This is a genomic window from Candidatus Hamiltonella defensa 5AT (Acyrthosiphon pisum) (assembly GCF_000021705.1).
In the GTDB taxonomy this organism is placed as follows: domain Bacteria; phylum Pseudomonadota; class Gammaproteobacteria; order Enterobacterales; family Enterobacteriaceae; genus Hamiltonella; species Hamiltonella defendens.
The window spans coordinates 494,424-515,020 of record NC_012751.1 but is presented as its reverse complement, the minus strand read 5'-3'; the positions used below and the strand labels follow the sequence as shown (position 1 = coordinate 515,020).

General features: G+C 39.6%; 20 protein-coding genes. 7 read left to right on the top strand and 13 right to left on the bottom strand.

Going from position 1 to position 20,597, the window contains the following annotated elements; translation table 11 throughout:
• Positions 1-24: 24 nt before the first annotated feature.
• Together HDEF_RS02515 and tsaB are read right to left on the bottom strand one after the other, a co-directional pair.
• Entirely contained in the window at positions 25-1,554 is a 1,530-nt protein-coding gene (locus HDEF_RS02515) for a glycoside hydrolase family 10-like protein (protein WP_234809437.1), read from the bottom strand.
• Positions 1,555-1,626: 72 nt separating this feature from the next.
• Positions 1,627-2,316: a tRNA (adenosine(37)-N6)-threonylcarbamoyltransferase complex dimerization subunit type 1 TsaB gene (gene tsaB / locus HDEF_RS02510; RefSeq protein ID WP_012738224.1), complete on the bottom strand. Its 690-nt coding sequence runs from the start codon at positions 2,314-2,316 to the stop codon at positions 1,627-1,629.
• Between the two features lie 164 nt (positions 2,317-2,480).
• On the opposite strand from tsaB, the gene speE reads away from it, so the two are divergent.
• The gene (gene speE / locus HDEF_RS02505) at positions 2,481-3,353 is read left to right on the top strand and encodes a polyamine aminopropyltransferase (protein ID WP_012738223.1); all 873 of its coding nucleotides are present in this window, start codon (positions 2,481-2,483) and stop codon (positions 3,351-3,353) included.
• Positions 3,354-3,426: 73 nt separating this feature from the next.
• On the top strand, positions 3,427-4,221 hold the full coding sequence (gene speD / locus HDEF_RS02500; RefSeq protein WP_012738222.1) for an adenosylmethionine decarboxylase: 795 nt from the start codon (positions 3,427-3,429) through the stop codon (positions 4,219-4,221).
• Positions 4,222-4,314: 93 nt separating this feature from the next.
• Here the strand turns inward: speD and HDEF_RS02495 are convergent, their stop codons facing one another.
• Positions 4,315-5,178, bottom strand: a complete 864-nt coding sequence (locus HDEF_RS02495; RefSeq protein ID WP_012738221.1) for a YicC/YloC family endoribonuclease — start codon at positions 5,176-5,178, stop codon at positions 4,315-4,317.
• A gap of 136 nt (positions 5,179-5,314) precedes the next feature.
• Between HDEF_RS02495 and rph the strand changes: the two genes are divergently transcribed.
• Positions 5,315-6,040 carry a ribonuclease PH gene (gene rph / locus HDEF_RS02490; protein ID WP_012738220.1) on the top strand — a complete coding sequence of 242 codons (726 nt, stop codon included), beginning with the start codon at positions 5,315-5,317 and terminating at the stop codon, positions 6,038-6,040.
• Between the two features lie 34 nt (positions 6,041-6,074).
• Entirely contained in the window at positions 6,075-6,731 is a 657-nt protein-coding gene (pyrE, locus tag HDEF_RS02485; protein ID WP_012738219.1) for an orotate phosphoribosyltransferase, read from the top strand.
• 121 nt (positions 6,732-6,852) lie between these two features.
• Here pyrE and metK read toward each other — a convergent pair whose 3' ends face one another.
• The 3 genes from metK to priA all read right to left on the bottom strand — a co-directional run bounded on the left by metK (position 6,853) and on the right by priA (position 11,333).
• Complete coding sequence (gene metK, locus HDEF_RS02480; RefSeq protein WP_012738217.1) at positions 6,853-8,010, bottom strand: methionine adenosyltransferase; 1,158 nt, start codon at positions 8,008-8,010, stop codon at positions 6,853-6,855.
• A gap of 486 nt (positions 8,011-8,496) precedes the next feature.
• Entirely contained in the window at positions 8,497-8,949 is a 453-nt protein-coding gene (mscL, locus tag HDEF_RS02475; RefSeq protein ID WP_012738216.1) for a large-conductance mechanosensitive channel protein MscL, read from the bottom strand.
• A 179-nt stretch (positions 8,950-9,128) separates the two neighbouring features.
• The gene (gene priA, locus HDEF_RS02470; RefSeq protein ID WP_012738215.1) at positions 9,129-11,333 is read right to left on the bottom strand and encodes a primosomal protein N'; all 2,205 of its coding nucleotides are present in this window, start codon (positions 11,331-11,333) and stop codon (positions 9,129-9,131) included.
• A gap of 293 nt (positions 11,334-11,626) precedes the next feature.
• On the opposite strand from priA, the gene HDEF_RS02465 reads away from it, so the two are divergent.
• Entirely contained in the window at positions 11,627-11,860 is a 234-nt protein-coding gene (locus HDEF_RS02465) for a hypothetical protein (RefSeq protein WP_012738214.1), read from the top strand.
• Between the two features lie 105 nt (positions 11,861-11,965).
• On the opposite strand, the gene nuoN is transcribed toward HDEF_RS02465, so the two are convergent.
• Positions 11,966-13,459, bottom strand: a complete 1,494-nt coding sequence (nuoN, locus tag HDEF_RS02460) for an NADH-quinone oxidoreductase subunit NuoN (RefSeq protein ID WP_012738213.1) — start codon at positions 13,457-13,459, stop codon at positions 11,966-11,968.
• 331 nt (positions 13,460-13,790) lie between these two features.
• Here nuoN and HDEF_RS02455 point away from each other — a divergent pair, with 331 nt between their 5' ends.
• Positions 13,791-14,228, top strand: coding sequence for a DNA polymerase III subunit psi (locus HDEF_RS02455; RefSeq protein WP_171770494.1), 438 nt, complete (start codon positions 13,791-13,793; stop codon positions 14,226-14,228).
• On the top strand, positions 14,173-14,619 hold the full coding sequence (gene rimI / locus HDEF_RS02450) for a ribosomal protein S18-alanine N-acetyltransferase (RefSeq protein ID WP_086934972.1): 447 nt from the start codon (positions 14,173-14,175) through the stop codon (positions 14,617-14,619). Before HDEF_RS02455 ends, rimI begins: the two co-directional genes overlap by 56 nt.
• A 50-nt stretch (positions 14,620-14,669) precedes the next feature.
• Here rimI and hflC read toward each other — a convergent pair whose 3' ends face one another.
• From hflC to mutL, 6 genes are all read right to left on the bottom strand, one after another.
• Positions 14,670-15,659 (bottom strand): protease modulator HflC, encoded by a 990-nt coding sequence (gene hflC, locus HDEF_RS02445; RefSeq protein WP_012738209.1) that lies wholly within the window; start codon positions 15,657-15,659, stop codon positions 14,670-14,672.
• A 5-nt stretch (positions 15,660-15,664) separates the two neighbouring features.
• Complete coding sequence (gene hflK / locus HDEF_RS02440) at positions 15,665-16,897, bottom strand: FtsH protease activity modulator HflK (RefSeq protein ID WP_012738208.1); 1,233 nt, start codon at positions 16,895-16,897, stop codon at positions 15,665-15,667.
• 284 nt (positions 16,898-17,181) lie between these two features.
• Positions 17,182-17,307: a hypothetical protein gene (locus HDEF_RS13470; RefSeq protein ID WP_268802469.1), complete on the bottom strand. Its 126-nt coding sequence runs from the start codon at positions 17,305-17,307 to the stop codon at positions 17,182-17,184.
• A 135-nt stretch (positions 17,308-17,442) separates the two neighbouring features.
• Entirely contained in the window at positions 17,443-17,724 is a 282-nt protein-coding gene (gene hfq, locus HDEF_RS02435) for an RNA chaperone Hfq (RefSeq protein ID WP_012738205.1), read from the bottom strand.
• A 152-nt stretch (positions 17,725-17,876) separates the two neighbouring features.
• Entirely contained in the window at positions 17,877-18,818 is a 942-nt protein-coding gene (gene miaA / locus HDEF_RS02430) for a tRNA (adenosine(37)-N6)-dimethylallyltransferase MiaA (RefSeq protein WP_012738204.1), read from the bottom strand.
• On the bottom strand, positions 18,805-20,586 hold the full coding sequence (mutL, locus tag HDEF_RS02425) for a DNA mismatch repair endonuclease MutL (protein WP_012738203.1): 1,782 nt from the start codon (positions 20,584-20,586) through the stop codon (positions 18,805-18,807). The genes miaA and mutL overlap by 14 nt, the downstream gene beginning before the upstream one ends.
• Positions 20,587-20,597 lie beyond the last annotated feature (11 nt).

The window sequence follows — 20,597 nt, the reverse complement described above, 5'->3', positions numbered from 1 at the left end:
ATATGGCTCTCGATAAGTTTTTTATTAGTCAAAAATTCGCCCTAAGCTTTCATTATGATTTCTGTTAAGCGCACTAATGATATAAACATCACTTTTATGACTGAAAGGCGATGGATCCAACCAGGTTTCATAGAGACCTGTTTTACGAACCGTTTTTAATAATTGATAGTGAGACAATAATCCCCAAGTATTTTTACTCCGTTTATAGATAGCATAATAAAGGGTTAAGTTTTGATGAGATTTATCTCCTGGCTTATCTCCTGCTTTCCAAGTCAGCTCAATACCTTTGCTCGTGATGATTTTTTTTATTTTTATGGGGCTTTCAGGAGGAACAGAAGAGCCTTTCCAAGGCATCGAAGGAATCAACACAGGCATTGACCAGAGCGGATTTTTTATCATGTTGGCGGCGTTTTTTTTCAGAGGATCGTTCAAAGATAAGTGTCGAAATAAAATGCTGCCTTTAATTCCAGACGTGTTTTCATTAAAATGCAATTGCCTTTCTATTTCAAGGGCACCGCCATTCTCAGCCCAACTGGGTTCTAATTCAGAAGGGACTCCGGCCTTATAAAAAGCGTTCCCTATATAAAGGTGAGTGTTTTTGTTTTCTAAAAGATAGGCCCACCATGATGCGATTACATCATACCTTGCAACCTTTCGGTCAAAACTCCAATAAACCTGTGGAACAATATAATCAATCAACTTTTCTTTTACCCAAAGAACCGTATCAGAAAAATTCTGATCATAATGAGTCGATAACACACCGGTTTCTGAACCTAAAGGATCTTGTTTTTTATTTCGCCAAACCCCAGTTGGGCTAATGCCAAATTTCACCTGGGGTTTAAGTCGATGAATTTCCTCTGAGAGGCTCTTGATTAAAAGATAAGTGTTCTTTCTACGCCAATCTGCTTTATTGTTAAAATTATTGAAATATTGTAGATAAGTTTCATGATCATTCAATTTTGACGTAGGTGTTTCATAATAAAAATAATCGTCTAAATGAATGGCATCAATATCATACCGAATCACAATTTCTTTAATAATATTTTTTATCCAGTCTCGTACTTCGGGTATGCCAGGATCTAATACAAAACGGTCGTAAGCGATACGAATCCATTCAGGGTGACTTTTATAAACACTTTTTTTTCTGTCAGGGAGAAGTCTATTTAATTGATCGATAGTATTTTTTGCTGTATTCATTGAGACGCGATAAGGATTAATCCAAGCATGTAACTCAAGGTTTCTTTTATGCGCTTCTTGTACTGCAAATGCCAGTGGATCGTAGCCAGGGTTTTTACCTAAGGTGCCGGTTAAATAAGAAGACCAAGGGAGAATATCTGAAGCATATAAGGCATCCGCTTCGGGCTTTACCTGAAGAATAATTGCATTCATTCTCATTTTGACGGCTTGATCAAGTATTTGAATCAATTCTTTTTTTTGAACCAGGATGCGCTCTTGTTCAGAAAAAATTTCCGTGGATGTTTTAGATGGCCAATCTAAATTTATGACACTGGCAACCCAACTGGCACGAAAATGACGATTTTTTTCACTTCCCACTTTTTTTAAATTTGAGCAAGCGGTGATCAAAAAGATAAAAACAAAAAGCCACCAGTGACACCATTTCATATTTTATCTCGCTTTTTGTGCCACATTATTACGTAAATAGACAGGCTCTGCCTGCTCAACAGGGACAGCCACCCCGGCTTGCCATAATTTTAATGCCAAAGGCAACATATCTTCTGCCTGTGGTAAAAGCAGATCAGCCTGTGTTAAAACCTCCGAATTCACTTTCAATAAATCAGGATAGATAGTCCAGGCATTCCCCGCATAGGCCCACTTCCCTTTTAACAACCGGATCTGGCGTTCGGCCTGTTTTGGTGTTTTCAACATTTCCTTTTCTACGCTTTGCCATTGACTGGCACTTTTTTGAATAAAAGCACCCCAATAAATCTCTCCCATCCGTGCATCCATCGCTACTAGTACTTGTTTTAGGCCGGTTTGACGACATGCTCCTTGCGCTAACATTTCTAAAGTGGAAATGCCAATCATCGGCAAATCAGCCCCTAATGCCAAACCTTGGCTGACACCAATCCCGAGCCGCACGCCCGTGAAACTCCCTGGGCCACGGGCAAACGCCAAAACATCCAATTGATGAAGGGAAAGAGAAGAGGCGCCCAAAATCTGTTGTACCATAGGTAAAATACGTTGAGTTTGATTTCTTGGGCAGATTTCAGATAAAGAAGAGATTTCCCCATGATTCAAAAGGGCCACAGAGCAGGCGTCTGTGGTTGTATCTATGGCTAATATTTTGGGGGGCATAAAAAACTCAAATCGCAGATGAATAAAAAATGATAAGGCGAGAATTCTAGCATAAGTATGATGAAGATTTTTTTAAAAAACACTTGACACTTTATGGTCGCAACCAAAGCTGGAGTTCGGTATGATACGCCCCATTTTTGTAGTGATAGCTCAGAAGGTAGGATATGTCACAAAAACAGCTTTGGTATGAGAAATTACATTCCTCTTTCGGCCAATATTTTTCCATCAAAGAAGTGTTGTACCGCGATAAAACGGATCATCAGGATTTGATTATCTTCGACACTGAAGAGTTTGGCCGGGTGATGGCCTTAAATCATGTGGTGCAAACAACAGAGCGTGATGAATTTATTTATCATGAGATGATGACACACGTCCCTTTACTGGCTCACGGTGATGCTAAAAAAGTCTTAATCATAGGGGGAGGAGACGGGGGGATTTTACGTGAAGTGTGCCGCCATGCCGGTGTTAAAGAAATTATCATGGTCGAAATTGATCAAGATGTGGTCAATTTATGCCAAGAATATTTTCCTCACCATCATGCAGGGGCTTATGATGATCCGCGATTTCAGTTGAAAATTGATGATGGCGCGCATTTTGTCGAGCAAACAAATCATCGCTTTGATCTGATCATTTCGGATAGCACCGATCCGATAGGGCCAGGTGAACATTTATTTAAGTCTTCGTTTTATCAAGCATGCCGTCGTATCTTGAATGCAGGGGGTCTCTTTGTAGCTCAAAATGGCGTGTGTTTTTTACAACAAACAGAAGTCATCAATACGTATCAACGCCTGATGCCTTATTTTTCTGATGTGAGTTTTTACCAAGCCGCTATTCCTACTTATTACGGGGGAATCATGACATTCGCCTGGGCTTCAGAAAATGCAAATTTACGTCGAATTGGGCTGAATGATTTAGAATCCCGCTTTGCTGATTCAGGCCTAAAAAGTTGTCGTTACTATAATCCTTTTGTACACTTTGCCAGTTTTGCCCTTCCTCAATATTTAATAGAAGCATTGGCGAAAAAAGCGCCTAAATGATAAAAATGGGTTTCATGAGCACAGAGGCCTTGTCACATTGCATTTGAATTTTTCTTTTTGAAGGTGAGATAAATTGAACAAACTGAAACTACATGGTTTCAATAATTTAACCAAAAGCCTGGGATTTTGTATTTATGATATTTGTTATGCTCAAACGTTTGCTGACCGTGATGGCTATATTGCTTATATCGATGACGAATATAATGCCGATCGTTTAACCGAAATATTAAGGGAGACCTGCTCCATTATAGGTGCAAATATTTTAAATATCGCTCGCCAGGATTACAATCCGCAAGGGGCCAGTGTCACTATTTTAATCAGCGAAGAAGCGATTGATCCACGTGATGTCGATACTTCCGAACACCCGGGGCCTTTGCCCGATTCTATTGTGGCTCATTTAGATAAAAGCCATATTTGTGTGCATACCTATCCAGAAAGTCATCCAACCGAGGGGTTATGTACCTTTCGGGCCGATATTGAAGTGTCGACCTGCGGGATTATTTCGCCTTTGAATGCATTAAATTATTTAATCCACCAGCTTGAATCAGATATTGTGACCATAGATTACCGTGTGAGGGGGTTTACTCGTGATGTGAATGGGGTCAAGCATTATATCGATCACCAAATTAACTCCATCCAGAATTTTATGTGTAAAGATATACAATCGCTTTACCATATGATGGATGTCAATGTTTATCAAGAAAACATATTTCACACAAAGATGATGTTGAAGGACTTTGATCTCAAGCATTATCTCTTTAATTCACATCCAGAGCAGCTGAGCGTTCAAGAAAAAGATCTCATCACAAAGAGGCTATATAAAGAAATGCAGGAAATTTACTATGGACGAAATGTGGTGGAAGTGTAGCAAGATGAAGTCGTTTTTTAAGGCAAGAATCAACGCTGATCATCATTGAAACTTAATCACAGCGTCAATCTTTGGCTCTCTAAATATGCAAAATTACTCAATATTTTGAACCTGCTCGCGTATTTGCTCGATTAACACTTTAAGCTCAACAGCAGAACTGGTAACTTCAATATTAATCGATTTAGAGGCCAGAGTATTGGATTCTCGGTGACATTCCTGCACCATAAAATCAAGGCGGCGCCCGACAACGTCTTGATGATTCAAAATATTTTCAATTTCTTTTATGTGTAGCTCTAAACGATCAAGTTCTTCTGTTGTATCCATTCGTTGGGCGACCAACATCAATTCTTGTTCTAATCGGTTAGGGTCGAGCTGAATTTTTAATTCTTCAAATTTATTTTGTAAGCGCTCACGTTCCGATTCTACAATAGAAGGCATATGGTCTCGTATTTTAACAATTTCAGCGCTCATTGCTTTTAAACGTTGTTTAATAAATTCTTTTAAACCCGCTCCTTCTTTTTCACGCGAAACCATAAAATCATTTAAAACATGTTCTAATCCTGCGAGTAATTCATAGCTGATGTCTTCTAAAGGAAGGTCTTCTGATATCATCACACCGGGCCATTGAAGAAGATCAAAAGCATTGAATGTGGTTATTTTAGACTGCTCTTTGACCCAAGAAAGCACATTGATGAGTTGTTTTGCGAGAGCACGATTGAGTCTGAGTTCATTTTGGGTGTTTTCATTAGCTTTAAAAGAGAGATGGCACTCTATTTTACCGCGGGTCACACGCGAGCGAATTTTTTCACGAAAAACCGATTCTAATCTTCGAAATGTGTCTGGCAAGCGAATATAGATGTCTAAATAACGATGATTAACCGCCCGTAGCTCCCAAACTAAATCACCATATTCACTTTTGTGATCATATCGAGCATAAGCCGTCATACTACGTATCATGAGCAGATTCCCTATGAGATTGTTATAAATTAAATAGATTTCAGTATACAGAGCGGCTGTCTTAATGACGATAGGCATGCACTGACTTAAGCTCTATAATGAAATTTTTTATATTGATTTTACAGGAGAAAAACAGATGCGACCTTCAGGCAGAACCGCGCAACAATTACGCCCTTTAACATTCACTCGACATTATACCAAGTATGCTGAAGGCGCAGTGTTGGTAGAATTTGGGGAAACCAGGGTTTTATGTACGGCCACAGTGGAAGAGGGGGTTCCTCGATTTCTCAAGGGCCAAAATAAAGGCTGGATCACCGCTGAATATAGTATGTTGCCCCGTTCGACTCATCAACGTCATGCACGTGAATCCGTTAAGGGAAAGCAAGGAGGGCGTACCTTGGAAATCCAGCGATTGATTGCACGCGCATTACGCGCGGCAGTTGATTTGACAAAATTGGGTGAGTTTACCATCAAACTCGATTGTGACGTGTTGCAGGCAGATGGGGGCACTCGCACTGCTGCTATTACGGGGGCCTGTGTGGCACTCCAAGATGCCTTACAAAAAATGAGGGTTGAGGGAAAATTAAAAAGCAATCCTATGAAAGGCTTGGTCGCCGCGGTATCGGTTGGGGTTGTTGGGGGTGAATCTATTTGTGACCTGGAATATATAGAAGATGCCATAGCCGAGACAGATATGAATGTCGTCATGATCGAAGAAGGCGCTGGGAGGAAAATTATTGAAATTCAAGGCACCGCAGAAGGCGCGCCTTTTAGCCATCAACAATTATTAGAATTATTAGCCTTAGCTGACGATGGAATAAAAACCATTTTTCAGGCACAAAAAAAAGTTTTAGAAAAATAGACTTTGGGTCGAATCAATAAAAGAAATGGAATCAATGAAAAAATATAAAGCTCAATTTATTGAATTTATGCTTGATAGAAAGATTTTAACCTTCGGTGAATTTATTCTGAAATCTGGGCGAGTCAGTCCCTATTTTTTTAATGCCGGGCTGTTTAACAAGGGGAGTGATTTAATCAAACTAGGGCGTTTTTATGCTGACGCTTTGATAGATTCTGGTATTGAATGCGATCTGTTATTTGGCCCCGCTTATAAAGGCATTCCGATTACCATCACAACCGCTATGGCGCTTTATGCGAATCATCATCTCGATCTGACTTACTGTTTTAATAGAAAAGAAATCAAAGATCATGGAGAGGGCGGCGGTTTGGTAGGGGGGGCATTACAAGGCAAAGTGCTTTTAGTGGATGACGTGATCACGGCGGGGACGGCTATTCGTGAATCTGTAGAAATAATCCATGCTCATTCGGCCTCTTTAGCAGGAATATTAGTTGCTTTAGATCGTCAAGAACGAGGTAATGGCACGCTTTCAGCCATTGAGGAAATTGAACAAAAATATCAGTCTAAGGTGATTTCAATCGTGACTTTAGAGGACATGATCCATTTTTTAAAAAATGAAAAAACTATGATTGAGGCTTTTTCAGCATTAAATAAATATGCCGAACAATATGGCGTCTTAAGAAAAAATTTATGACACACTTAAACTCACTGACTTTTCTGTTGTCGATAACTGCCCCAAACATAGGGCTTTTTCTGATGATTTATTTAATCGCTGAAAAATCAAAGCCTCAATCCGTGGTCAGTTTTGAATAAATCTATTGATTTAAACCCGCTTGTTCTCTAAGCAACTCAGCCTTATCGGTCGCTTCCCAAGGAAAAACATCACGCCCAAAGTGACCATATGCGGCAGTCGCACGATAAATAGGCTTTAGTAGATCTAACATTTTGATCAAACCATAGGGTCTGAGATCAAAATGTTGGTGTATTAAACTCATGATCTTTTGAATGGTTATTTTTTCGGTGCCAAAGGTTTCGAGCATAATAGAAGTAGGATTTGCGACACCAATCGCGTAAGAAATTTGAATTTCACAGCGATCGGCCAATCCTGCTGCGACGATATTTTTTGCAACATAACGTGCTGCATAAGCGGCAGAACGATCCACTTTAGAGGGATCTTTTCCAGAAAATGCACCGCCCCCATGGCGAGCCATGCCGCCATAAGTATCGACAATAATTTTGCGACCGGTTAAACCACAATCTCCCATAGGGCCCCCTATCACAAAACGACCGGTTGGATTAATAAAATATTTTGTACTGCTTGAAAGCCATTGAGTCGGTATCACGGGTTTAATGATTTCCTCCATCACAGCTTCTTCTAATTGTTTTTGAGTGACATCTTCCTCATGCTGAGTAGAGAACACAATAGTATCGATCGCTACAGCATAGCCTTTATCATATTTAAACGTGATCTGACTTTTTGCATCTGGACGCAACCAAGGCAACTGACCTATTTTTCGCATCTCAGATTGACGCTTCACCAAACGATGTGAATAAGTAATGGGCGCAGGCATTAAAACATCGGTTTCATTGGTCGCGTAGCCAAACATCATTCCTTGATCTCCTGCACCTTGATCCAGCGGATCTATACGGTCAACCCCTTGATTGATGTCGGGTGACTGTTTTCCAATGGCGCTGAGCACAGCACAAGAATGCGCATCAAAACCCATATCAGAATGAACATAACCAATTTCAGCAAGGGTACAACGCGTGATCTCTTCAATATCCACCCAGGCAGAAGTGGTTATTTCTCCACCTACAATGACCATACCGGTTTTAACATAGGTTTCACAGGCCACACGGGCTTTAGGATCTTGAATTAAAATAGCGTCTAATACGGCGTCAGAAATTTGATCCGCGATTTTGTCTGGGTGTCCTTCAGAAACAGATTCAGAAGTAAATAGCTGATGGGGCATTTTTTTACCTTAAATAACAAAAATAAGTATACAAAACAAAGACAAATAAAATTTCGACAATAGTAGAAATCCGTATTTAAAAAAATAATAAATGGGATGGATCAACATCTAGACGGCTATTTTAGATCGTATCTTATGCGAATGGCTATTCTTTTTTATTTTTATCATAAGCGGATTTTGAATGAACCTGTTTCAAGGCTCACTACGGACTACTGTCCATTCTGAGTTGTATATAGATTAATTAAATAAATTTAAAAAAATATTAAAAATAAGTATATTTTACTTTTATTTTTTGTTATGATCGAGGCTTCCCTGGTGTCAGCCATATATTGGCACCCCCTTTTCAAGTCACGCTTGCAAATGGGGGTTTTTTTATGAAGTGTAGGTAAGGCCAGACATTCATATTATATAGAATATAGAATATAGAATGGATATGTTGAGACATGAGGGGGAATGAAAGACAGTTTTAAATATAACGAATTCATATTATTTTTTAGTTGACTTTTTTAACAAATCACGAATTTCCATTAATAATATTTCTTGAGGTGCGGGCGGTTCTACCTGCGTACCAACTTCTGTTTTTTCTTTATTGATCTCCGCTCGAGATTCTAATATTCCTTCTAACTCACGACGGAGCTTATTCATAAATTTGATTACAGAAAAAATAGCGAGCGTGACAATAATACAATCAACCAAACTTTGTAAAAAAGAACCATAATTCATGATGACAGCAGGAACATCATTACGAGCTTCCCTTAGAACAAAACTAAACTGTTTCAAATCAACTCCTCCTATTAATAACCCTATTGGAGGCATGATAATATCAGCCACAAGTGAAGAAACCACTTTGCCAAATGCTGAACCAATAATAACTCCAATAGCCAAATCAGCCACATTGCCACGCATCGCAAACTCACGAAATTCTTTAATGAAACTCATGCTTTTCTCCTTTTTCAACGATTTTAAAAGCTGATCAAAAGTGGTTTTTGCTACGCTAAATGATGCAATATAAATATATATTTTAAATCATAAAAATGAATATAGAGATGCACCACTCAAACTATAGAATAGTTTTATGTATTTATGATTCGAATAAAAAATATTTTTGTTTTGATGATTCAACTTTCTGTTGGATCAACATCCAAAGACCATCTTATTTTTTGATTGAGTGCTAAAGAAAGCAGCAGTGGATTGCATCTGTTGACAAGCTGTTGTAATTGTTTCCGGGAAGGATGTTGCAATAATAATTGCCACTGAAAACGCCCATTGCGTTTAGAAAAAAGAGCAGGAACCGGCCCCATTACCCAAAGATCTGTGTCTTTTAATGAGTCTGATTCGAATATATCACGTACCCGTTGCAAAAAAATAGGCGCTTGCTCGTTATCATTGTCCTGACTTCGGATAATAATGTGATAAGTATAAGGAGGTAATAATGCTTTTTTTCTTTCTTCCAAGGCTTCTTTAGCGAACGCGTCGTAACCTTTTCCCAGTAACGTTTGCAGTAAAGGATGTTCAGGGTGATGCGTCTGTAAAAATATTTCCCCTGCTTTTTTAGCGCGCCCTGCGCGCCCTGCCACTTGAATATAAAGTTGAGAAAAACGTTCTGCTGCACGGAAGTCAGATGAAAATAAAGCCCCATCGACATCCAACAAACCCACCAATGTCACATCAGAAAAATGATGGCCCTTTGATAACATTTGAGTCCCAATCAGAATGCGAGCCCCTCCTTCATGAATATGGGACAAATATTTTTCCAATACGCCTTTTTTTCTCGTGGTATCACGATCAATCCGCGTAATCGGGACATTAGGAAAAAGAGAAAGCAATGTGCTCTCTAGCTGCTCCGTACCCACTCCGACAGGCATAAGATGCGTAGAATCACAGCGGGGACATTGTGATAACAACTGACTCTGCCTATTACAATGATGACAACGTAGCTTCTGTGAATTCTGATGTAGGGTATAATAATGATCACAGTGTAAACATTCAGCAATCCAGCCACATTCATGGCACAGTAAAACGGGGGCATAACCACGACGGTTTAAAAACAGCATCACCTGATTATTTGCCTGTAAATGTTGTTGCATCTTTTTTAGTAAAGGCTGACATAAACCCGAGGTCAGAGGTAATCCTTTGATATCAATGAATTTCTGTTTGACAAGTTGAGTCTGAACGGCTTTTTGAGATAAGACCAATTTTTGATATTTTCCAAGCTCAACATTACGCAGCGTTTCTAAAGCAGGCGTTGCCGATCCCATCACTATCGGGATATTTTCTTTCTTTGCACGAAATACCGCCAAATCACGAGCCTGATAACACCAACCTTCCTGTTGCTTATATGAACCGTCGTGCTCTTCATCAATAACAATGATGCCAAGCTGTGCAAAAGGTGTAAACAACGCGGAACGTGTCCCAATCACTATGGCGACTTCACCACTACGGGCCTTCAGCCAGACCGAGAGTCGTTGCTTATGATTCAAACCCGAATGTAGAACATCAATAGGGACATCAAAGCGTTCACGGAAACGGTCAACGATCTGCGGTGTTAAACCAATTTCTGGTACCAAAACAAGCGCTTGTCGGCCTTCAATCAGAAGATTTTCTAATACACGCAGATAGACTTCTGTTTTCCCTGACCCCGTCACTCCCGCTAAAAGCCATACCACAAATTGCTTATTTTGATGATGAATACGTTTTATCGCTTCAATTTGTTCAGAATTGAGTTGTAAACGATTTTCTCCCTTCATCTTTTTAATTTTGCTCCTCCAATCAGAAGATTGGATTTCTTGAGCACAAAGTAAACTCAATCCCTTCTTTTGCAAAGCTTGAAAAGTATTTTGAGTAAAACCTAAGGAATTCACTTCATGATGATAGATAGGGCCTTGTAATAATTGATTCATCGCTTTTTGTTGTTTGGGCGCTTTATGTAAAGCATCGATTGAAATAGTTTGGCCCTTTTCGGTCGCCACCCAATGTAATACAGGTTCAAATTTTGCTTGTTTTCCTTCCCTTAACAACAAAGGAATCGCATGAAAAAGAACTTCACCGATAGAATAATGGTAGTACTGAGATGCCCAATACAGCGTCTGCCAAAGGCTGTCTGAAAATAAACTTTGATCATCTAAAATTGCCTCAATATTTTTCAATTTTTCCAGAGAAACAGCGCTGCTTTGACTCAAACTGGTCACAATACCTATCGCTTTTCTATGACCGAAAGGCACTTTGACACGTGCACCTATGGCAGGATGAGGCATGTTCATCGCTAAACAATAATCAAATGTACGATTTAAAGGGATAGGAAGAGCAATTTTTACAATTAACATCAAAAAATGATTCCATCCTTAAGATATTGCTTGAAGTGAATATGTGCGTGATGAGTCTGAGCTTTTCAATTTAGAGAAAAGGCACATTTGAGAAGTGCTCTATGCTCAGCATGATATCGATTTTTATGCTACCATGCGCTTTTATAAATTTAATAAGTTATCCACAATACGCCAGATAAGGAAAATTTTTGAGCATTTTTTTATAATTCAAGATGTTATCTTTTCCCCCATTTTTGGTTCTGTTTTTAACTCATCAAAACATTTCATCAGCCCACTTCCAATAAGGATAAAAAATGAAAAAAGTGTCCGTCATTGCTCAATGTTTAATCAATGAAAAAAGTTTTAATGAAATGTCTGAGGCTGAGTCTCGGATAAAGCAAATTTTCGGTTTGCAGTATGCTGATCATTCATTTGATGAGTGGAATACAGAAGTCTCATTATTAAGTGCTAAAAGGTTTATTTCTGTTGTCGCCAACTCTTCTAAAGTTAGGATCAGGGCTCTCATTCAAGAATTATGGCATTATTAACCGTAAACGACTCGCCAGTAAATCAGTCAACTTTTAAGATAAAACTGTGGTGAAAAAGTCATCTGTCATTTTATCTGTTTTAAAAAACACTCGTTTGAGAAAACCTTAAGATAAGGCGTTGAAGCCTTTGATAAAAGAAATCAAAGGTTGAGGATAAATGCCAAATACCAACACCAATAGCGCCGATATCCATACCACAATCCCTCCGGCTGTGAATGCCCAATCTTTAGGGGTGTCTCGTTGCAATGTTTCTGGTGGACTTAAAAATAAACTGACCGTAATACGTAGGTAGTAATACAAAGCTATTGCACTTCCAATCACCACAGTCGCCGTCAATACCCATAAATGCGTATTGACCGCTGTGAGTAAAAGAAAAAATTTAGCGATAAACCCAAGCGTCATGGGGATTCCTGCCAGCGATAACAGCATGATAGTCATAACCGCTGCTAATATAGGCCGATGCCAAAATAAACCACGATAAGAGAATAAGGCTTCCGCATCTGCCCCCTTATAAGGACTAGACATTAAACTCACCACTCCGAGTACACCTAAGCTGCTGAATAGATAAGCCACGATATACACAGCCACTCTTTCTAATACCATGGGATCCTGATGCAAGGCGATCAACCCTATCATCAAGTATCCAAAATGCGCGATAGAAGAATATCCTAGTAAACGTTTGATGTTATTTTGAGTGAGTGCCATGAGGTTGCCAAAAAATATAGAAGCCACCGCCATAAATGATAATGCCGTGTTCAAACCCGGAACGTTAAACGTAGGCACATACAAAAAGAAGCGCATGACCCCGGCTAACAGGGCAATTTTACCAACGGTTCCCAAAAAAGTCGTCACAGGCGCAGGCGCACCTTGATAGACATCTGGGGTCCAGAGTTGAAAGGGCACCAGAGAGAGTTTGAAACCAAACCCTACAAGTATCATTCCCATCCCTGCCAAAATGAGCGGCTTAGAGAAGACATGTTCGTTGAATACATTGCCCAGAGAGGTAAAAGATAACCCGCCTGTTTGTGCATACAACATCGCCATGCCGAATAATAGAAAAGAAGAAGCGGCGGCCGAAAGTACAAAATATTTGATACTGGCTTCCAGCGAACGATTTTGCTGGTAAGCGTATCCCAATAGGCCAAAAAGCGGCAGTGCAATCAGTTCAATGCCTAAAAAGACTGCGGCTAAATGTTGAGCACTGACCAAGACTAAAGCGCCCAAGGTAGAGATGAGTAGCAAAAGATAAAACTCTTCACGGTTATCTGGATAGCCCTGTAACCAAGGATATGCAAAGGTGCAGGTTGCTAAGCTCGCCAATATCACCAAGCCACTGTAAAAAATCGAATAACCATTAATACGTAATAAAGGTGTGACGTTAATTGCATCATGTTGGGAAAAATGAAATAAACCCCAGACTGTATAAAGTGAAAATAAAGCACAATTGAGGCCAATGACGGTGAGGCTGCCGTTAAAAAAATGATGACGTCGCCAGGCAATCGAAAGCATGAGGAGAACGACCGTACCAGCGACGATCAATATCGGCAACATTGCCATTAACATTTCACCGGAAAGAGCAGATTGCGAACTTGTTATCATGGCAAAAGGTGACCTTATCAGTGTGAAGTTATTTTTTTGAAAAAATAATTAAAAAAATATATCAATTAAATTTAGATTAAAAATAGAGAAAAAAGACGATTTTTAAATGCTGATTGAATCACATGACCTGTTGGTGATGGCCTGTGATAACTTTTAAAATAAGAGGTAGTATCACACAATCCGTCTGTTTTTTATACTTGATTTATTGATCCTCAGACCCAAAAAAAACATGAATATTCAGCATAATTTGCTTGATGTGGTTTACTGATCTGTCTGAATTAAAAATACGAGTTATCATGAAATAATCAAGACTTTAATGAAAGGATCGGGCCTGATGTCAAACCGAGATCGATTATTACAACAGCTTGGAATCACACAATGGGTATTAAAACACCCCTCTGTGTTTCAAGGTGAAATGTTTCTTCAGTTAACGGAAAATATCCGTTTTATCATTGTAGGAGATCCTCTTCCTGCTTATGATAATGATTTAATCAAAGATGTATTGCAGGCGTTACGTTTAGAACCCAATCAAGTGTATTTTTTAATGCCTTTTCAGTTAAAAATGTTTCCTAAAAATACTCGTTGCCATAGCTGGCGATTAGGGGTAAGAGAATCTCTATCTTTGATAGGGGTTCAATTATACAGCCCAAAATGGGATGATTTTTATCAAAATGGGAAAGCCAAACACGCTCTTTGGAAGCAAATTTGTGATCATGAAACAGATTTCTATTTTAACTGCGGTAGATCTGCCGATGGCATATCAAATTGAGAAAAGAAGTCATACTTTTCCTTGGAGTGAACACATTTTTACCAGTAGCCAAGGTAAACTTTATTTCAATATTAAATTACATATTCAAAAAGAGATGCTGGGTTTTGCCATCACCCAAATTGTTTTGGATGAAGCCACTTTATTTAATCTGGCTGTCGATCCTTTTTATCAGCGCCAAGGCTGTGGTTCATTTTTAATGGAATATTTGATCGATTATTTAAGGGGATTTGAGGTAAAGAACCTTTGGCTTGAAGTCCGAATTTCTAATCTGAAAGCTATTCGATTATATGAAAAATTCGGCTTTAATGAAGTTTCAATCAAAAAAGAGTATTACCCCAAAAATAATGGAAGAGAAGATGCATTAATCATGGCCTTGCCACTCCTTTTATAAGATCAAAAAAGGCCCCAAGGGGGCCTTAAAAATAGCAGACATACTGTTTTTTAATTTTTTGGCGCTTTCATATAGCGGAAAAAGTCACTATCAGGGTTAAGGATCATGACATCCGTACTATTAAAGCTGTTTTCATAAGCCCTTAAGCTTCGGATGAAAGAGTAAAAATCAGGATCTTTACTAAACGCATCTGCAAAAAGCCTGGCAGCTGTAGCATCACCTTCACCGCGAGTAATGCGTGCTTGACGCTCAGCTTCAGCTAAAGTACGAGTGACCTCATAATCTGCTGTGGCTCGTAATTTTTCTGCTTCTTCTTGCCCTTGTGAACGATGACGTCGTGCCACCGCTTCACGCTCTGCGCGCATGCGCTGAAAAATCGCGTCAGAGACTTCTGTTGGTAAGTTAATTTGTTTAATACGAACATCCACCACAGCAATCCCTAATGCGGCCATACTATTGGGGTTTACAGTGACCTTTTGTTTCCCTTGGGTTTCTTTCTCAACCAGTGCTGCTGCAGAAGCAATCGCATCATCTGCACTGGTTTTAGCTGTTTCATCATCGGTTGTCCCTGTATTTAACGCATGACGTACATCAGAGGTCAGCTTACCACGCGAGTCGGTGACAATATCCTTGACATCTAAACGACCAATTTCAGAACGTAGCCGGTCACTAAATTTACGTTTTAATAAAACTTCCGCTTGAGAAACATCTCCGCCACCCGTCGCCAGGTAGTAACGGCTAAAATCACTGATACGCCATTTTAAATAAGAATCCACAATCAGATCTTTTTTCTCTTTAGTGACAAACCGATCCGCTTGGTTATCCATGGTTTGAATACGAGCATCGAGCGTTTTTACTTTTTCAATCAGTGGGATTTTGAGATGTAATCCTGGTACATAAACCAAAGGCTTTTTATCAGCATCACGTAGCACTTTACCAAAGCGGAGTACTATCCCACGCTGACCTTCCTGAACAACAAACACTGAGGCAAAAAACAGGATCAAGGCCCCAAAAATCATAAATAAAAAAGAGTTGCGCATTGGTATTATCTCCCTACCCGAACGGGGCTATAACGCTTGGCGTTTTCCATACGTTGCTCAGCCACATTCTCTGTACCAGAATTGGTACTGTTCTTTTTCAGACTATTTTTGCTAGAAGAGGATGAATGTAAATTATTCAAATTTCTGATTTGATTGATATTTTTTTTATCTGGTGTGATTTGCCCTTTTAATATTTGATCTAATGGCAATACCATCAAATGATTCCCTTTATCATTAACCAGAATTTTTTTGGTATGACTTAACACGTTTTCCATCGTATCAATGTATAAACGTTCACGTGTAATTTGAGGCGCAGATTTATATTCAGGTAGCAATTTTGCAAAACCCGCCACTTCACCTTGTGCTTCTAAAACCGTGCGATCTTTGTAAGCTTTTGCATCTTCTAAAAGACGCTGAGCCTTACCGTTAGCACGGGGCTGTACTTCGTTAGCATACGCCTCAGCTTCACGAATATACTGTTGTTCATTTTCACGGGCGGCGATAGCATCATCAAAAGCCGCTTTCACTTCTTCCGGTGGGCGAGCTGCCTGAAAGTTAACATCTAACAGGGTAATTCCCATTTTGTAGGGGCGAATGGTTTCTTCCAGTACACGCTGGGTATCGCTCCGTACTATGGTTCGACCTTCAGTCAAAATTTTATCCATAGTGTATTTTCCGATAACGCCTCTGACTGCGCTGTCCGTTGCTTGACGCAAGCTGTCATCCGGATGGGTAACACTAAAAAGATAAGCCGCAGGATCAGTGACACGATACTGAACGTTCATCTCTATCCGAACGACATTTTCATCAGAGGTTAACATTACACCAGAAGCCGCCAGTTCACGCACAGATTCGACATTAACCGGAGTAACCTTATCGATAAAAGTAGGGCTCCAGTTTAAACCTGGCTGTACAGTATGATTAAGTTTACCTAAACGGGTGACAACGCCTCGTTCTGCTTCTTTGACAGTATAAAAACCACTGGCAGACCAACCCACAATGACTGCAAGCAGCACGATAATAAAAAAGCGCGGATTAAGTTTTGAATTTTTTGACTCCTTATTGTTATTGCTGTTTCCTTTAGCTATTGTATTTAACTTTTGACTCAACTGACGCAACAGATCATTAAGATCGATTGAACTTTTGCCTCGCCCATTTTGTTTATTGCTACCTTTATCGCCGCCGCTCCCCCACGGGTCGCGGTCCTGTCCGTTATTTCCGGGCTGATTCCACGCCATGCTTTAACTCCGTTGCTGTAATGTAAATTTTTAAAAATCAAGATTGAGCTTCAAGACGCATTCAAAATCTCTCTATTGTTCTCTGATATCTCGCAAAAAAATGAACTGACAGTGAATTTACTCTGTAAATTCGATTTTTTCAGTTCTTTTTTTTGGTGTTTGAGCCGGGTTCAGAATCATTTTGAACAATTTCAAGAAGCCTGGTTTGGATGCTATAAAACCTAATCCAACATATTATCACTAGTGTCAGATAATACCACGAGTCGATCAGGCCCTGTTTATACTTACAAATGACGACGACATTCAATCATCAGCATTCGTGTCTTGTCATGATACCCGTGTTTCGTCTTTTCATGACCATTATTTTCAATCGCCTGCAGCGGATGCAAACGACATCGAAGACGGCCCATTAGGTCATGATCTTCAATTCATCACGATTAACAAAGGCTTAACCTCTTTAAATAAAAAAAGGTAATAAAAAAGGGCAATAGGGAAGATGATTTTTTAAAAAATTTGTTGTGCAAACCCTATATTATAAAAAACCATTAACTGCCATCATCTTCGGGTTTTTGAAGCGGGGGAGCGTGATGAGGTGAAGAAGATACAGCACGAGAAGGAACAACCGTCGAAACAGCATGTTTATAAATGACCTGACAGATCGTATTTTTTAAAGAAGGGGAGGTACTTTTTAATAAAATGACAAATTGATCAAACGACTCAATCTGGCCTTGCAATTTAATGCCATTGATTAAATATATAGAAACGGGGATCCTTTCTTTACGTAATGCATTTAAAAAAGGATCTTGCAAAGATTGCCCCTTAGCCATTTTTTTATTCCTTAATTTGTTTGTTGTTTTAAAAAAAATTACGAGGGAAAAACTGCGTCAATTGTACACAATCATGAAATCTATGCACTACTAATAGCTTAAATTATTCCTTTCGATAATTTCTGAAAATTAATTTCAACCACTTTTACTTTTTATCTCTTTAACAGCGTTTTAAATTTTTTTAAAAATGCTTCAGGCTGATCGCTGTCTAGCCAGTATAAATTTTTCCATTGACGTAACCAAGTCATTTGCCGTTTTGCTAATTGACGTGTTGCACAAACACCACGATAAATCATCTCGTTATAATCGATTTCCCCCGAAAGATAAGACCACATTTGTCGATAACCTACAGCACGAATCGAAGGTAAATCAGCAGATAGATCGTCCCGAATAAATAAGCTTGAGACTTCTTCAAGAAAACCTGCTGAAATCATTTTCTGAAAACGCCGCTCGATGCGGTGGTGTAACTGTGCTCTAGAACTTGGGATCAGACCAAAAGGATAGACTTTGTAAGGCAAGCGACTACCTGAAATCTTAGTGAGCTCCGTTAACGTTTTACCTGAAATGAAAAAAACTTCCAGTGCTCTGATCACTCTTTGTATGTCATTGAAATGAATACGTTCAGCCGCAACAGGATCGATCACAGATAATTGTTCATATAAAAAAGTATTTCCATATTTTAATGCTTGATTTTGAATGTCTTGACGAATGTTGGGATCAGAAGACGGTAAAGGGGATAACCCCTGTAAAAGCGCCTTGAAATAGAGCATTGTGCCCCCCACCAGCAATGGGATTCGCCCTGCCAGGGTGATTTCAGACATGAGTTTAAGTGCATCTTTCTGAAAACAAGCCGCTGAATAACTTTCAGAAGGATCACGTATGTCAATTAAATGATGTGGTGTTTTTCTGAGCTCTTCGTCAGTTGGCTTCGCCGTACCGATATCCATACCACGGTAAATTAACGCTGAATCAACACTGATTAGTTCGACAGGAAGGTATTGAGATAAATCCATCGCCAGAGCGGTTTTGCCTGCGGTCGTTGGCCCCATAATAAAAATAGCAGGGGGTAAGGTGATTGGTTCAGTTTTTTCCATGGGTTAACATAGCCAATGCAGGCTGCATATCTATCAATTGTAAAAGTTTTTCAGAGGGATCTTTAATCGATTCAACACAAAAACGTTCAAAATCTGTTAACAATTGGATTGCTTGTGAGACAGTCCATTCATGATGTAAAGCGTCAAATTGGGAAGCCAGCCAATCGGCAAGATGCTCCGGCAAGAGGGTTTCATGCTTCGACAAATAGGCCAATAATTCGGGAATGAGCTTTTGCAAATTATGAGTACGTAATTCTAAAGAAATACCCCGTAGCAGGGCTGAATTTTTTTCTATGACTAGCTCAACGCCCATTAAAGTCAGTAAATTTTGATGGCGCTCCCAAGCCATGATTTCTGTTTTCTCTAATTTAAATTTGAGAGGGATGAGCATAGGCTGTATTCGTGATCTTTCCGATGGGGGCGTCAAAAATGCTTTTTTTAGCAAGCGTTCCGCTTCAGGTAACGATAATAAAGCAATGTTATTGCGATATTCTATGAGTGCATAGCAGGATGAAAAAATACTAAGCACTCGCCCAAAATAATTCGGATTCTCATCCCTTACAATCTCTTTTTTAAAAGGGGTCTTCTCCTGCTCGGTTTGAGCAGCCTCATAAAATGACAAAGAAGCTTCACAAGCCTGTTTTGTTAAAATCCGATTTTTATTCAATGCCCTATCAGATTCAGCATAATGATTGCTCCCTGCTGCTGAACGATTTTGTTTGGGTATTGGGGCAATTTTTTCTATATCAGCAGGGGGGGCAAAAAATGAAGATGTTGAATGATTTAAAGCCGTTGTAATGGCTTGATAAATAAAATCATGAACTAGCCTCGTTTGATGAAAACGAACTTCCTGTTTTGCCGGATGAACATTCACATCGACTTGACGAGGATCCATATCGAGATAAAGAACGTAACTCGGGGTATTAGACCCTGTTGAAATCGTTTCATAGGCTTGACGAACGGCATGATTCACCACTCGATCACGAACAATACGACGATTGATATAAAAATACTGAATATCATTTATTTTAGGGCTGTGAGGATCCGCTATCCAGCCTTTTACACTTAAGCCGGTGCTTTCCAAAGAAAGCGTGAGCGCATGTTGTAAAAATGAAGCGCCACATAAACGGAGAAGACGCCGTTCCTTTTGTAATTCTGATTGGGCCACGCCGTATTGACGTAATAATTTTCCATTATGCGAAAGATCGATGGCCACATCAAACCTGGATAAAGCCAGGCGCCTGACCACCTCATCAATATGTTGCCATTCTGTTTTCTCTGTTCGCAAAAATTTTCGTCGAGCGGGCGTATTATAAAATAAATTTAAAACCTCGATTGTAGTGCCCACAGGGTGGGAAGCCGGCTTTATCGCGACATGCATTTCACGTCCCTCTGTATAGGCCTGCCAGGCTTCTTTTTGTTCCAATGTGCGTGAAGTTAACTTTAAACGAGAAACAGAGCTGATGCTCGCAAGGGCTTCTCCCCGAAACCCCATACTCAGAATGCTCTGTAAATCTTCCAGAGAAAAAATTTTATTGGTAGCATGTCGCGCCAGTGCTAAGGGGAGCTCATCTTTACTGATCCCGACGCCGTTATCATAGATCCGAATCCGTTCGATTCCTCCACGATGAATGTCAATCTCCATTTTTGTGGCACCGGCATCCAAACTGTTTTCAACCAATTCTTTCACTACAGATGAGGGACGTTCTACTACTTCACCTGCGGCGATTTGATTGGCTAGTTCACGCGATAAAATTTTAATAGGCATAGACAATTCTC

Bases quoted from the DNA above. Each gene is read 5' to 3' on its own strand.
- tsaB (WP_012738224.1), bottom strand. From the start codon at position 2,316: ATGCCCCCCAAAATATTAGCCATAGATACAACCACAGACGCCTGCTCT.
- speE (WP_012738223.1), top strand. From the start codon at position 2,481: ATGTCACAAAAACAGCTTTGGTATGAGAAATTACATTCCTCTTTCGGC.
- HDEF_RS02495 (WP_012738221.1), bottom strand. From the start codon at position 5,178: ATGATACGTAGTATGACGGCTTATGCTCGATATGATCACAAAAGTGAA.
- rph (WP_012738220.1), top strand. From the start codon at position 5,315: ATGCGACCTTCAGGCAGAACCGCGCAACAATTACGCCCTTTAACATTC.
- pyrE (WP_012738219.1), top strand. From the start codon at position 6,075: ATGAAAAAATATAAAGCTCAATTTATTGAATTTATGCTTGATAGAAAG.
- metK (WP_012738217.1), bottom strand. From the start codon at position 8,010: ATGCCCCATCAGCTATTTACTTCTGAATCTGTTTCTGAAGGACACCCA.
- mscL (WP_012738216.1), bottom strand. From the start codon at position 8,949: ATGAGTTTCATTAAAGAATTTCGTGAGTTTGCGATGCGTGGCAATGTG.
- priA (WP_012738215.1), bottom strand. From the start codon at position 11,333: ATGTTAATTGTAAAAATTGCTCTTCCTATCCCTTTAAATCGTACATTT.
- HDEF_RS02465 (WP_012738214.1), top strand. From the start codon at position 11,627: ATGAAAAAAGTGTCCGTCATTGCTCAATGTTTAATCAATGAAAAAAGT.
- nuoN (WP_012738213.1), bottom strand. From the start codon at position 13,459: ATGATAACAAGTTCGCAATCTGCTCTTTCCGGTGAAATGTTAATGGCA.
- rimI (WP_086934972.1), top strand. From the start codon at position 14,173: ATGAAACAGATTTCTATTTTAACTGCGGTAGATCTGCCGATGGCATAT.
- hflC (WP_012738209.1), bottom strand. From the start codon at position 15,659: ATGCGCAACTCTTTTTTATTTATGATTTTTGGGGCCTTGATCCTGTTT.
- hflK (WP_012738208.1), bottom strand. From the start codon at position 16,897: ATGGCGTGGAATCAGCCCGGAAATAACGGACAGGACCGCGACCCGTGG.
- HDEF_RS13470 (WP_268802469.1), bottom strand. From the start codon at position 17,307: ATGGGCCGTCTTCGATGTCGTTTGCATCCGCTGCAGGCGATTGAAAAT.
- hfq (WP_012738205.1), bottom strand. From the start codon at position 17,724: ATGGCTAAGGGGCAATCTTTGCAAGATCCTTTTTTAAATGCATTACGT.
- miaA (WP_012738204.1), bottom strand. From the start codon at position 18,818: ATGGAAAAAACTGAACCAATCACCTTACCCCCTGCTATTTTTATTATG.
- mutL (WP_012738203.1), bottom strand. From the start codon at position 20,586: ATGCCTATTAAAATTTTATCGCGTGAACTAGCCAATCAAATCGCCGCA.